Here is a 13,725-nt window from a genome sequence, read left to right as displayed (position 1 = left end):
GTTAACCTCCCCTAACCAAGGATGACCTTACCTGGAGGGGTGCGTGAAACGGAACTGGGAGGCCCTGGTCCTCAAGGCCATGGGCGGCCGGGACTTTCGGTTGACCGTGCTGGGCACCGAGTCGATCGATGGTCACTACCAGCGGCTCCTGCTCGACGGCGGCGGCCTGCTGGAGGCGTGCGGGGTGCACCCGACGATGTGGATCCGGCTGTGGTTCGACAACGACGGCCGGGCGCACCAGCGGGCGTACACACTCGTCGACCCCGACCCGGTCACCGGCCGCTTCACCCTCGAATTCGCCATCCACGACGGCTGCGCCGCCCGCTGGGCCACCACCGCCCAGATCGGCGACACCATCAGCGCGACGGTCCAGGGCAGCGCGTTCGAGCTGCCCGACCCGGCGCCCGAGCACCTCTACCTCGTCGGCGACGCGGCATCCCTGCCCGCCGTGAACAGCCTGCTCGACGCCGGCGCCGACATCCCGGCGACGGTTTGGCTGGAGTACGCCCACGACGGCGAGAAGGCTCTCGCGCCGCGCGCCCGAACGCACCACGACGTCACCTGGGTCCCCCGGCGTGACGGGGGCCAACACCTCGTCGACACGGTCTGCGCGGCACTGCCCACCGGCGGCGAGGGGCACTACTGGGTGGCCTGCGAGGCCGCGACGACCCGTGGCATCACCCGGCACATCCGGCGGACGTTGGGAGTCGACAAGGACCGGGTTACCTCCCTCGGCTACTGGAAAGCGGCATGAAGGGCCGGCTCGGCACGCTGACCGCGCTGTACGTCACGCAGTACCTCGGGGTCGGCTTCATCACCGTCGGTCTGACCGCCATCCTGCGCGACGGCGGCACCTCGCTGGACACCCTGGCCCTGCTGCAGATCGTCGGCCTGATCTGGCCCGTCAAGTTCCTCTGGGCGCCGATCCTGGACCGCTACGGTTCGCGGCACCGGGGTCACTACCGCTCCTGGTTGCTGGTGCTCCAGAGCGCCCTGGTGCTCGCTCTGCTGGCGTTGCTGCCGTTCTCCGACCCGGCCGACGCGCTCGGCCCGATCGTCGCGATCTGCGCCGCGTACGTCTTCTTCTCCGCCACGCAGGACATCGCCGTGGACGCCGTCGCGGTCCGGATGCTCGCCGAGTCGAGCCGGGGGGCCGGTAACGGGATCCAGGTCGCCGCGAGCTACCTCGGCAACCTGCTCGGCGGCGGAGCCTGCGTCCTGGTCTACGACCAGTTCGGCTGGGTGCCAGCGATCGGCCTGCTGGCCGCGATGACGGCGGCTGGCCTGCTGGTGGTGTGGCGGTTCCGGGAGCCACCCCGCACCGATCGGGTGGCCGGGATCGGCACCGCCTACCGGGCGTTGCTGTCGGTGTTCGGCCAGCCGGGCTGCCGGTGGTGGACGTTCGGTGTGGTGCCGCTCGTCTACGTCGGGGCGGGGATGGCGTACGCGCTGGTGACGCCCGCCCTGGTCGACGCCGGGTGGTCGTTGGGCCGGATCGGCGTCGTCACCGGGGTGGTGATCAGCGTGCCGGCCATCGTCGCCGGTCTGGTCGCCGGTCTGGGCATCGGACGGTTCGGGCGCAGCGGCGTCCTCGTGGTCGGCGGTGCGGCCCTCACGGTGTCGACGCTGCTCCTGCTGCCGCTGATGAACGGCCGGGCGCCGTTGGGTGCGACGGTCGTCGCGCTGTGCTGCTTCATGGTGGCCTACACGATCGCCAACGTGGTGCTCTACACCGTCAACATGGACTACTCCCGCCCGGACACCGGCGGCACCGACTTCACCGTCCTGTCGTCGTTCGGCCTGGTCTGCTCGTTCGTGGCCGCGTCCATCGGCCTCGCGGCCGCCGACCGGGTCGGCTACCCGGCGGTGGCGGTCGCCGCCATCGTGCTGGTGGTTGCCGGAGTCGTCCTCGGCCTGGCCCACCAGCGGCGGTTTCCGCCCGTTCCCGGTGCCGCCCCCGACTCGGCGGAGCAGCCGACGACGGACGGTGTGAAGGCCGTGGCGTGACCACTGTCGGCGGTCGACGGAGGCGTCGTTGCGGCTGTACCTGACCGCGCTCAACCCCACCGACGCCGTGGTGGAGGGGCTTCTCCCAGCGGCGTCGGCGCTGGGGCTCTCGGCCACCGTGCTGACCGACCGGCCCGCCGAGTGGCCGGCGGACGTGCCGGTGGCGCTCTGCGCGGTCCGCGACCCGGCTGCGGTGGTCGCGGCGACCGCACCGACCCGACCGGTGGCGTTACTGTCCAATAGCGACCACCTCCAGGAGGCCACCGCGATCGCCGCCCGACAGCTCGGCCTGCCCGGCAAGGACCCCGACGCCGCCCGTCTGTGCAAGGACAAGGCCGCGGCCCGCCGGGCGATCGCGGCTGCCGGGCTCGACCTGGTACGCACCGTCGCCATCGATCCCGGTGCCGTGCCGGAGGTGCCGGCCGGGATGTTCCCGGCCGTGGTCAAGCCCCGCTCGGGGGTGGCCAGCGAGGACGCGTACCTGGTCGTCGACAGTGCCGATCTGGTCGCCCGGGTCACCGAGATCCGTGGCCGTCGGCCGGAGGTGGCTCTGGTCGTCGAGGAGTACCTCGCCGGTGAGCTGCGGACCTTCGAGACCCTCGGCGACGGTGACGCGCTGGCCTCCCTGGGCGGTTGGTGTACCGGCCTCGGGCCGCCGCCGACCTTCACCGAGGAGAGCCTCTCCTGGTCGCCCCCGGCGGAGCGCGAGAGCGCCCAGTTGCGGGCGTGCCTCGACGCGCTGGGGGTGGGCTTCGGCGCCTGCCACACCGAGTACGTCGTCTCCGACGGCCGGGTCCGGCTGATCGAGGTGAACTACCGGCTCATCGGCGACCGGATGGACCTGATCCTCGCCGAGCTGCTCGACGTGCCGTTGTTCGAGCACGTCATCCGCCTGCACCTCGGCGAGCCGTTGGCCGCGTTCGACCTGCCCGCCACTGTCGAGAGGTACGCCCAGGTCGAGTACGTCTGCGCGGACCGCCCCGGCCGCCTGGTCACCGCCCCGGGGCGGGTGGAGGCCGTGGACGGCGACGTCCGGCTGGCCTGCCATCCGCTGCGCGAGGTGGGCCACGTCGCCGACCTCACCGGGACGAACCGTGACTACCTGGCCGTACTGCACGCCGTCGGCGCTGACGAGGGCACCGTGCGGCGGTCGTTGGCCGCCTTCCGCAGAGACCTCCACTGGACCATCGTCGCGTGACCGACGACTGCGAGCGGGAGCTCTTCGCCCGGGTGCTCGACGCCCTGCTGCGCGAGGACCACCTCGGCCTGGTGAGCACCGGCCGCCCGGACGGCCCCGGCTGGTGGCAGGTGCCGCATCGCGCCGGCCTGCTGCGCGTTCCGGTGCGGGCGGACGGGTTCCAGCAGGCCCTCCGCAGCGCCGCGCCGTTGGTGCTGCTGCTCGACCGTGACGGCGACACCCACCGCACCGACACCCTCGAAGGGCTGTTGACGTTGCTCGCCCCGGGCGACAGCCCCGAAGCTGAGGCCGGCTGGCGGGACTTCGGCGTCGAGTGTCGCGCCGACCTGCGGGCCCGGCGGCTCGCCGCCCGCAACCGGCCACTGGTGCTCGCCCAGGTGGCCGCCGACCGTGCGGTCGCCCCGACCGGTCTGCCGGCGGCGCTCCTGGACGACGTGCTCGCCGCCCACCACGGCCACCCCGTCTACCCTACCGACCGGTGCCGGCACGGCCTCGACGACGACGAACTGCTCCGGTACGCCCCGGAGCACGCCCCACGTCTCACGCTGCGGTGGCACGCCGCCCCCGCCGAGGACGTCCGGCTCAGCGGTGAACTCCCGTCCTGGTGGCCGCCCGCGCAGAGCCCGGACCAGGTCCTGATCCCGGTGCATCCGATCACCGCGACACGCGACGCGCTACCGGTGACGGACCTGCCGGCGATCACCGTACGACCCACCCTCTCCATGCGGACCGTCGCGCTCGACCGCGACCCGTACCTGCATCTCAAGCTGCCGTTGCCGACCGCGAGCCTCGGCGCCCGCAACCGACGCACGCTGCGCCCGGGCTCACTCGCGGACGGCGCGGCCGTCGCCGCGCTGCTCGACCGGATCGCCGACACCGAACCCACCTTCGCCGGACGGATCCGGCACGCCGACGAGGGCACCTGGGCGGACGTCGACGGGGACGAGCGGCGCAGCTTCCTCCTGCGCCGACTCCCGCGCGATCTGGCGGACGTGCACGTGGTGCCGGTGGCGGCCCTCGCCGCGGCCGACCCGGTCGCGGGAACGGTCCTCCAACGAATCCGCCCCGAGCAGCCGGTGACGCTGTTGGAGTCCTACCTGGACCTGCTGCTCGACTGGCACGTCCACCTCTGGCTCCGGCACGGGATCGCCCTGGAGGCGCACCCGCAGAACATCCACCTGCTGGTGCACCCCGACGGCACCGTCGGGCTGCTCTACAAGGACAACGACGGGGCCCGGCTCGACGCGCGGCACGGCGGCGCGGGCGGGCTCGTCCTCGACGACGACCGGATGTGGGCGCGCGACCCGCAGGAGTTGGCCGACGTCTTCATCACCATCACCCTGCACCTGGCCGCCGCCGCGCCCCTGGTCGCGCTGGCCGCCCGAGGGCTGCCCGTGCCGTCGCCCGCCGAGGCGCTGGCACCCCGGCTCGCCGCCGCCCGCGACCGTTGGGGTGACGGGCCCGCGGCGCGAACCTTCACCGAGCAGGTCCTGCGGGCCGCCCACCTGCCCGTCAAGGCGATGCTCACCGCCGGCACCCTGCTGCCCAAACAGCGGCTCGGCTGCGCCGACATCAACAAGTACTACCTGCGTACCGGCCCGAACTACCTCCGGGAGACACGATGACGGGCGCTCAGCTGCGCACCCGGCCGGCCACCGACACCCATCGGATCGCCGACCTGGCCGCCGCGCACGCCGTCTTCGGCTGCCTGATCCGCGAACTGGCCCCGCCGGACAGCACACCCACCGTGGTCGACGGTGCCGCACACCTCCTGCTCCCGCACCTCGACGTCACTGTGCGCTGCGAGGTCGCGCGGCACTCGCCACTCGGGGCACACCGCTACGTCGGCCCGGTGCAGCGGACGACCGGCAGCGGCCGGTGGGCGGACCTCGACGCCGACGGGTTGGCGCGCCTGGTCGCGGCCGAGCTCACCACCCGTACCGACCTGGTCAACGACGAGTTCGTGGAGCAGGTCCGGGCCAGCCGGGACACCGTCGCCCGGCTGTTGGCGGACCGACCGGCGAAGGACCCGGACCCCACCGGCGAGCCCGCCATCGACGCGTACGTCGACTCCGAACAGTCACTGGTCTTCGGCCACCCGCACCACCCCACCCCGAAGTGGCGCAGCGGCGAACCCGACCGTTGGCGGGCGTACGCGCCGGAGCTGCGGACGTCGTTCCGGCTGCACTGGCTCGCCGTACCTGACGATCTGGTCGTCGGCGCCGGGCCGTTCGACGCGCTCGTGGCCGCCCTCGACCCGCCGCGACCCCCGGCCGGGCACCGCGCCCTGCCGGTGCATCCGTGGCAGCTGTCCCTGCTCCCGCCGACGCACCCGCTTCTGCGCGACCTGGGCGAGGCCGGCGCGCCGGTGCGACCGACGGCGAGCGTCCGCACTCTCTACGCCCCGACGGCCGACCTGTTCGTCAAGACCAGCCTGCATGTGCGGATCACCAACTGCCTACGCAAGAACGCCCGCTACGAACTCACCGGGGCGGTGGCGCTGACCGACCTGCTGGCAGGGGTGCCGATGCCGGCCGGCGTCGGGCTGCTCACCGAACCCGCCTACCGCACCGTCGACGTTCCCGGCCCGGACGAGGCGTACGGGACGATCCTGCGCACCGGCCTACGCCCGCACCTGCGTCCCGGGGACACCCCGATGCTGGCGGCGGCGTTGGCCGCCACGCCGCTGGTGACACCGGACCCGGTGGACTGGTGGCGCGCGTACATCGGATTGCTGGTGCCGGCGGTGCTGCGGTGCTGGCTCCGCCACGGCGTCGTGCACGAGGCGCACCTGCAGAACGTGGTCGTCGTGCTCGACCGCGACCACCGCCCGGTCCGCATGCTGTTGCGTGACCTGGAGGGGGTGAAGCTCGACGCCGACCGGCTGGTCGGCTGGCCCGACGGTGTCCCACAGCAGGTCCGTTACGGGTCCCGGGACGCCCGTCGCCGGATCGTCTACTGCCTGTTCGTGAACCACCTCGGTGGCATCTGCGGTGCCCTGGCCGACGCGCGACCCGGGATCGAACGGAGGCTGTGGCAGGAGCTACGGACCGTCGTCGAAGCGGTGGCGACCGACCTCGATGATCCACCCGAACTGCGGGCGCTGCTGAACGGGGAGCCGTTGCTCGCCAAGGCGAACCTCCTGGTCCGGTGGCGGCGGGACGCGGACCGCGCCGCGCCCTTCGTGCCGGTGCCGAACCCGATGGGCGGGCCACGATGACGCGACCCGTCTACGTTCACGACCTGGACGCGCTGGCCTCCCAGGCCCGCGCCATCCGGGCGGCGCTGCCCCGGGAGGTGGAGCTGCTCTACGCGGTCAAGGCCAACCCGGATCCGGGTGTGCTGCGTACCCTCGCCCCGGTCGTCGACGGGTTCGAGGCCGCGAGCCGAGGCGAGCTTCGGAGGCTGGCCGAGCTGCTACCGGGTCGGGCCCCCGCCGCGTACGCCGGGCCGGGCAAGACCGACGCGGACCTCGCCGCCGCACTCGCCGCCGACGTGCGCCGCATCCACGTCGAGTCACCCGCCGAGCTTCGGCGGCTCGGCGCGCTGGCCGCCGCCTCGGGCCGGTCGGCCCAGGTGCTGCTGCGGGTGAACCTGCCGGTCGCCGCCCCGGGCGCGAGCCTGGTCATGGGCGGGGGACCCAGCCCGTTCGGCATGGACCCGGCCGACGCGATCGAGTGCGCCCGCCGCCCGCCCGCCGGCATCGACGTACGCGGAATCCACGCCCACCTGGCCAGCGGGCTAGACGCCTCCCTCGCCGGCGCGGTCGCCGCCGCCGTCGTCAGCTGGGCCGTCACCGAGGTCGGTGCCACCGAGGTCGACGTCGGCGGGGGCATGGCCGTCGACTACGCCGACCCGGGAGCCCGATTCGACTGGGTCGACTACGGGCGGGCACTGGCGGACGTCCTCGACACCTACCCGGACGTGCGGCTGCGCATCGAGCCGGGCCGGTCGGTCACCGCGTACTGCGGGGCGTACCTCACCGAGGTCGTCGACGTGAAGCGCTCCTACGGCGAATGGTTCGTGGTGGTGGCCGGTGGTACCCACCACCTGCGCACCCCGGCGGCGAACGGCCACGCGCAGCCGTTCAGCGTGCACCGACGACACGACGTCGACGGCCCGCGTACCGACGGCGGGCCGGTCACCGTCGTCGGGCAGCTCTGCACCCCGAAGGACGTGTTGTCCTTCTCGGCCACCGCCGGGCCGATCGGCGTGGGCGACGTACTGGCCTTCGCCATGGCCGGCGCGTACGCCTGGAACATCAGCCACCGCGACTTCCTGCTGCACGAGCCTCCGCTGTTCCGGACTGGCGACCCGCAGCAGGTGGCCGCGGAATGGGTGGCCAGACCGCGCGGCTGGTGACGTCGTAACCCTTTTCACGGGCCCGGTCCGTCTCGCCTGTTATCGATAACATGCTATCTTTCACCCGGGAGTGAAGGGCACGCTCCCGGTCACCTCAACAGCCGGCGAAGACAGGCCGAGGGCACGTCTCTCCCACAACCTCTCCGGTCGGTGACCAGTCCGGGCCCCGTCGACGTCACGCGACCGCGGTTAATCGCCGGACGATTCCGCCCGGTCGCACGCCCAGCTCCGAAGCTCCACCATGGGCGACCCTCCGACGCCGACGGATGGCGGACGCACACACGCTGTGCCGCTGCCGAGTCACGAGCACCAGACGCCCACCGGCAAGGAGCCAAGCAATGCTCAAACGTAGGCACCTCTTCCCATCCATCGCGGCCGCGGCGCTTCTCCTCGCGGCCACCACCGGCGGAGCGCTCAGCGGTGGCCTCGGCGGGGCCGCGGTGGCCTCGACGTACGGCACCCTCGCGGCAACCGCCGGCTGCGGCAAGGCCCCCACGCTGACCAGCGGCACGCGCACGATCCAGAGCAGCGGGCAGAGTCGTACCTACAACCTGCGGATCCCGGACGGGTACGACAGGAACCGCCCCTACCGACTGATCTTCGGCTTCCACTGGTTGAACGGCTCGGCGAACAACGTCACGTCGGCTGGCTACTACGGGTTGCAGCCGCTGTCGAACAACAGCGCGATCTTCGTCGCTCCGCAGGGTCTCAACGCCGGCTGGGCCAACACCAACGGCCGGGACCTGACCCTCTTCGACGACATCTCCCGGCAGGTCGAGAACGATCTCTGCGTCGACACCACCCAGCGCTTCGCCCTGGGCTGGAGCTACGGCGGAGCCATGAGCTACGCGGTGGCCTGCGCCCGGCCCACTGTCATCCGCGCGGTCACCGTCATATCCGGTGCGAACCTCAGCGGCTGTAACGGCGGGACGCAGCCGGTCGCCTACTTCGGTATCCACGGCATCTTCGACAGCGTGCTGAACATCTCGCAGGGCCGGCAACTGCGCGACACGTTCGTGCGGAACAACGGCTGCACCGCGCAGAGCCCGCGCGAGCCGAGCCGGGGCAGCCTCACCCACATCACCACCGCCTACTCCGGCTGCCGAGCCGGGTACCCGGTGCAGTGGGCCGCGTTCGACGGCGACCACACGCCCAGCCCGGTCGACGGGTCGGGCAGCCCAAACGACTCCCGGACGTGGACCTCGGGCGAGATCTGGAGGTTCTTCAGCCAGTTCGAGTCGACCACCCCGCCGACGACGCCGCCCCCGACCACCCCGCCGCCCACCGACCCGCCGCCGACCACTCCGCCGCCCACCGGTGAGCCGGGCACCTGCACCGCCACCTACCGGGCGCTGAACACCTGGCCCGGCGGCTTCCAGGCTGAGGTGACAGTGGCCAACAACTCCACGGCGGCCCTGAACGGCTGGACCGTGGGCCTGACCCTGGCCGGCGGACAGGCCATCAGCAGCCTGTGGAGCGGTGTCAACACGGGCACCACCGGCAGCGTCACCGTCCGGAACGCCCCCTACAACGGCGCAGTGGGTCCGAACGCGTCAACCACCTTCGGGTTCACCGCCACCGGCAACGGCGCCACCGCACCCAGCAACGTCACCTGCACCAGCTCCTGACCGAGGGCACGAAGGAGGGCCCGGAGCCGCCTGGCTCCGGGCCCCACAGGTGCGCAAACGACGCGGGTACGCGAGCCGTGACCCTGTGACGTGGCGGCTGTCGCATCGACAGGTCTGCACACCTTGGCAGCGGCTCACGCCTCCGCTACCGTCCATGGGAACGCTCCCACAAACTTGGATACGTCAATGTGATCAGGAGGAAACACGTCGTGGCTATCCTCTCCCCGCTCCGCAGCAGATCGGCGGCCGTCAGTGTCGCGGCCATCGCGGGCACCGTCGCCGCGGGCGTCTGCTTCGCCGTCAGCGGCGCATCCGCCGGCACGGTGTCCGGATCGCTCTACCGCGACCCGAGTTCGGCGGTCGTCCGCTGGGTCGCCGCCAACCCCGGCGACTCGCGTGCCGCGGTCATCCGCGACAAGATCGCGAGTCAGCCGCAGGCCCGTTGGTTCGCCAACTTCAACCCGTCCACGGTGCAGGCCGAGGTCTCCGAGCACATCGGCGCTGCCAACGCGGCACAACAGATCCCGGTGCTGGCGGTGTACGAGATCACCAACCGGGACTGCGGCGGGGCCAGCGCGGGTGGCGCGCCGGACCTCAACCAGTACCAGACGTGGGTGTCCAACTTCGCCAGAGGACTTGGCAACCAGACCGTCCTGATCATCCTGGAGACCGACTCGCTGGCCCTGCTGACGTGCCTGAACAGCAGTGAGCTCGCCGCGCGCAACCAGGCGATCTCGACGGCCACCCGGACCATCAAGTCGGCCAACCCCAACGCCAAGGTGTACCTCGACGCCGGCCACTCCACCTGGAACAGCGCGAGTGAGACGGCCAACCGGCTCCGGGCGGCCGGCGTGCAGTACGCCGACGGCTTCTTCAGCAACGTGTCGAACTACAACTCCACCTCCAGCGAGGCGAACTTCGGCCGGGCGGTCATCTCCTCCCTCAACGGCATGGGCATCTCGGGCAAGCGCCAGGTCATCGACACCAGCCGTAACGGGGGTGCCAGCGGTGACTGGTGTGGCGACGACAACACCGACCGACGCATCGGGCAGTACCCGACGACGAACACCGGCGACGCCAACATCGACGCGTACCTGTGGGTGAAGCCACCGGGGGAGGCGGACGGCTGCCGCTACACGGCCGGTTCGTTCCAGCCCGACCTGGCCTTCAGCCTGGCCAACGGCGCGCCCAACCCGCCGACGACCACGCCGCCTTCCACGACCCCGCCGCCGACCACGACCCCGCCGGTCACTCCCCCCAACACCACGCCGCCGGCCGGTGACGGCTGCTACGCGGACGTGGCGATCAACCAGTGGGCCGGCGGGTTCACCGCGAGCGTGACGGTCACGGCCGGGAAGTCGGATATCAGCGGCTGGACCGTGACCATCGTGCTGCCCAGCGGCGCCGCGGTCACCGGCACCTGGAACGCCCAGGCCAGCGGCACCAGCGGAACCGTCCAGTTCCGCAACGTGAGCTACAACGGACGTGTCCTCGGCCGGCAGTCGACCAACTTCGGCTTCCAGGGCACCGGCACCGGCCCGGGTACGCAGGCCACCTGCGTGACCGCCTGACCCCAACCGGTGTGGCGGGCCCGGCGCGGAGGACAGTTCTCCGTGCCGGGCCCGCTGCCGTCGGGGGTGTCCCTGTGGGTCTGGTCAACTCCCGGAGGGGGTTGACGTCAACCGGTGGTTTCTGGCGCTGTCGCGTTGACGGTCGGGATGACCCGTCGCCTCAGGCGCGAGTCAGACCGCGCCCCGGTCGACCAGGCTGAACGTGGTGTCGATCGGGGCGTCGCCGAGAAACTCCACGTAGATCTCTTTCTTGGTGGGGCTCCACTGCACCACGCCGTGCTCCTCGTTGATGAGGGAGTAGGACGTGCGTCCCTTGTCGTCCCTGCCCTCGCGGGCTATCCCGAACAGAGTTGCGGCGGTCGCGTAACACTCGGCTCCCACCAGTGACTTGTACCCCTTCGCATCGAGCTTGACGCCGAGGCACGGTCGGTGGGCGATGTCCGGGTTCACCGACTTGATCATGTAGTCGACGCCGACCGGTTCGAGCACGAAGAGCGCGTCCTTGCCGGTGCCGTCGCCGACTTCGAGTTCGCCGTGAGACGGCAGCGACAGGTCACGGTCAATCTCCACGACGTGCAGCAGGAATCTCCGCTGACCGGTCAGCATGGCCCGGGTGGGGTCCACGCTGGCCGACGGTGACACGGTCGACGTACCCGATGCGGCAGCGGACGCGCTAGCCGCCGGTGTGCTCGCTGGCGGGCTGCCGTTCGCCGGGCTGTCGGCACGATCCGGTCCGGAACGGCCCCGCAACAGTTGCGGGGCGAAGAGGGAGACGGACACCAGCACCGCGATCACCGTGGCTGCCGTCCCCAGCACGGTGAGCCAGCCACGCCGGCGCCAGCCCGCGCGAGCGGCAGTTGCCAACCCGGGTCCCGTCGACCGCTGGTCCTGGCCGCCGGCACCGGCCGCGGGGGACGCACCGGCCGTCGGCGTCGCGGCCAGGACCTGGGCCGGCCCGCCGGCACCCGCCGGATACCCTGCGGTCAACAACCCGTCCAGCAACTCCCGGGCCGTGGGCCGAGCAGCCGGATCCTTCTCCAACGCCCGGGAGACCAGCTCCCGCAGCGGTCCATCGAGCCCGGTCAGGTCCGGCGGCTGCGTGAGGATCCGCATCGCGGTGGCGGTGGCGGAGTCGCCCCCGAACGGGTTGCGGCCGGTCGCGGCGTGCGCGACCAGGGCACCCCAGGCGAAGATGTCCGCGGCCGGGCCCACCGGATAGCCGGACGCGGTATCCAACCGCTCGGGAGCCATGTACGAGACGGTCCCGACCATCTGGTTGGTCCGGGTGTGCTGGCTCGTCGCCTCGAACGCTCGGGCGATGCCGAAGTCGATGACCTTGATCCCGCCGCGCGCCACCAGGACGTTCGCCGGCTTGAGGTCCCGGTGGATCACTCCGGCGCCGTGGATCGCGGTCAGCGCGGTGGCCACCCCGACCGCGATGCTGTGCAGCTGCGCCGCCCTCAGCGGTCCCTGTTCCCGGACCACCTCGGCCAGACTGGGGCCCTCGACGTACTCCACCACCAGGTACGGCGGGTCATGATCCGGGTCGGCGTCCAGGACCTCGGCGGTGCAGAACGGTGGAACCTGGCGCGCGCGGTTCACCTCACTGCGGAACCGACCCCGGAACTCCTCGTCGTGCGAGAGTTCCGGGCGGACAACCTTGACCGCCACCCGCTGTCCCTGCGGCGATCGGGCCAGGAAGACACTGCCCATGCCGCCGTCGCCGAGCCGGGCGAGGACGTCGTACCCGCCGAGGCGGACTGGGTCACCGGGGCGTAGCCCGTCGTTCACGCCAGATGCCCGCAGGCCGCGATCACCACGGGAACCGTTCCGCCTATCACCCGTTCCCCTTAGGTCAGTCGGACGCCGCCAGCAGCCTATCGTCCGTCCACCAAGCGTCGTCGATGCCGTCCGCTCCGGGTCGGGACCGGACCTGCGCGACCGCGTCGGCGAACAGATCAGCCGATGCCGTCGACCGCTGCCCGGAGTGCGTTGATCGACGGGTCCCAGCTGAAGTTCAGGACGGGGATGCCGGACGCGGCGGCGTTGCTGTCGCCACCGAGGACCACTGCTCGCGGCTTGCTGGTGCCCTGCGGCACCACCAGGTACCAGTTGCCCTTCACGTTCGCGATGAACACGTCGTCTACCTCCTGGTCGGGTGGGTTCGGGTTGGTGACGTCTCCGACGTAGGTCTCGAAATCGACTGTCGCGCCGAAGTTCGTGGGACTGCCGGTGCTCAACCACAGGCTCGTATGCACGTGTGGTCCGACACCGGAGTTGCTGCCGTTCGCCGAGGCGCCGGAGTACGCGATCGTCTGGCCCCGCGACACACGTTGACCGATCGAGACGGTGATCGAGGACAGGTGCAGATGGCGGGTGTAGTTGCCGTCGTCGTGAGCCATCCCCACGACACGTCCCGTCGCGGTGGAGGTGTCGGTCTTCACGTACCGGACCGTGCCGTTCGCCGCAGCCTGGACGGGAGTGCCGGTGCCGACCGCGTAGTCGGTGCCCGGCTCACCCGACGGCGGCGTCCGGCTCCGGTGATCTTGCCAAGAGCTGGAGATCCGGACATTCCCGCATGGTCGCAGGTAGCTGCCGGCAGCCTGGGCGGAGCCGGGCAGCAGACCGAAGGCGGCCGACACCCCGGACGCCACCATCGCGGCGCTCGTGAGGAAGCCCCGCCTCGAAAGCCCTCGCAGGTACGCGATGCCACCGAGGTCCTCGGGCCGCAGACCGTCGTGGCTGACGTTTCGGGGAGGGGCAGGGTGAGGCTCCTCGTTGAGGATCATCGATGAAACGTAAGGCCCCTTCCGTTGAAGGGCAAGAGTTTCCAGGTGGCGCTCAACCCAGCGACCAGCGACCTTCCCCCTCGACCCAGCCCTGTTCACACCCGCTGGCTCGTCGTTGGCTGCGTTCGCGGCGTGTGTACGGCGGCGCGATGCCTGGCGGGCAGCCCTGG

The 13,725-nt window shown here is 71.7% G+C and carries 10 protein-coding genes; 8 read left to right on the top strand and 2 right to left on the bottom strand.

The window, feature by feature from the left end; all coding sequences use genetic code 11:
- The first annotated feature begins 43 nt into the window (after window positions 1-43).
- The 8 genes from O3438_RS19580 (at window position 44) to O3438_RS19545 (ending at window position 10,766) form a co-directional block, all read left to right on the top strand.
- Window positions 44-754: a siderophore-interacting protein gene (locus O3438_RS19580; RefSeq protein ID WP_269681300.1), complete on the top strand. Its 711-nt coding sequence runs from the start codon at window positions 44-46 to the stop codon at window positions 752-754.
- A complete protein-coding gene (locus O3438_RS19575) occupies window positions 751-2,007 on the top strand; it encodes an MFS transporter (RefSeq protein ID WP_269681299.1) in 1,257 nt (418 codons plus the stop codon). The genes O3438_RS19580 and O3438_RS19575 overlap by 4 nt, the downstream gene beginning before the upstream one ends.
- A gap of 28 nt (window positions 2,008-2,035) precedes the next feature.
- On the top strand, window positions 2,036-3,205 hold the full coding sequence (locus O3438_RS19570; protein WP_269681298.1) for an ATP-grasp domain-containing protein: 1,170 nt from the start codon (window positions 2,036-2,038) through the stop codon (window positions 3,203-3,205).
- The gene (locus O3438_RS19565) at window positions 3,202-4,830 is read left to right on the top strand and encodes an IucA/IucC family protein (protein ID WP_269681297.1); all 1,629 of its coding nucleotides are present in this window, start codon (window positions 3,202-3,204) and stop codon (window positions 4,828-4,830) included. Before O3438_RS19570 ends, O3438_RS19565 begins: the two co-directional genes overlap by 4 nt.
- A complete protein-coding gene (locus tag O3438_RS19560) occupies window positions 4,827-6,425 on the top strand; it encodes an IucA/IucC family protein (protein ID WP_269681296.1) in 1,599 nt (532 codons plus the stop codon). The genes O3438_RS19565 and O3438_RS19560 overlap by 4 nt, the downstream gene beginning before the upstream one ends.
- Window positions 6,422-7,567 (top strand): alanine racemase, encoded by a 1,146-nt coding sequence (locus O3438_RS19555; RefSeq protein ID WP_269681295.1) that lies wholly within the window; start codon window positions 6,422-6,424, stop codon window positions 7,565-7,567. The genes O3438_RS19560 and O3438_RS19555 overlap by 4 nt, the downstream gene beginning before the upstream one ends.
- A gap of 338 nt (window positions 7,568-7,905) precedes the next feature.
- Window positions 7,906-9,195 (top strand): cellulose binding domain-containing protein, encoded by a 1,290-nt coding sequence (locus O3438_RS19550; RefSeq protein ID WP_269681294.1) that lies wholly within the window; start codon window positions 7,906-7,908, stop codon window positions 9,193-9,195.
- Window positions 9,196-9,404: 209 nt separating this feature from the next.
- Window positions 9,405-10,766 carry a glycoside hydrolase family 6 protein gene (locus O3438_RS19545; protein WP_269681293.1) on the top strand — a complete coding sequence of 454 codons (1,362 nt, stop codon included), beginning with the start codon at window positions 9,405-9,407 and terminating at the stop codon, window positions 10,764-10,766.
- Between the two features lie 171 nt (window positions 10,767-10,937).
- Here O3438_RS19545 and O3438_RS19540 read toward each other — a convergent pair whose 3' ends face one another.
- Both O3438_RS19540 and O3438_RS19535 read right to left on the bottom strand, forming a co-directional pair.
- Window positions 10,938-12,557, bottom strand: a complete 1,620-nt coding sequence (locus tag O3438_RS19540; protein WP_269681292.1) for a serine/threonine-protein kinase — start codon at window positions 12,555-12,557, stop codon at window positions 10,938-10,940.
- 167 nt (window positions 12,558-12,724) lie between these two features.
- The gene (locus O3438_RS19535; protein WP_269681291.1) at window positions 12,725-13,555 is read right to left on the bottom strand and encodes a M23 family metallopeptidase; all 831 of its coding nucleotides are present in this window, start codon (window positions 13,553-13,555) and stop codon (window positions 12,725-12,727) included.
- Between the last annotated feature and the right edge of the window lie 170 nt (window positions 13,556-13,725).

It is taken from the genome of Micromonospora sp. WMMC250, assembly GCF_027460215.1.
GTDB lineage: Bacteria > Actinomycetota > Actinomycetes > Mycobacteriales > Micromonosporaceae > Micromonospora > Micromonospora taraxaci.
Note: the sequence above shows the minus strand (reverse complement) of the source record. Positions and strands in the feature narration are given on the sequence as shown.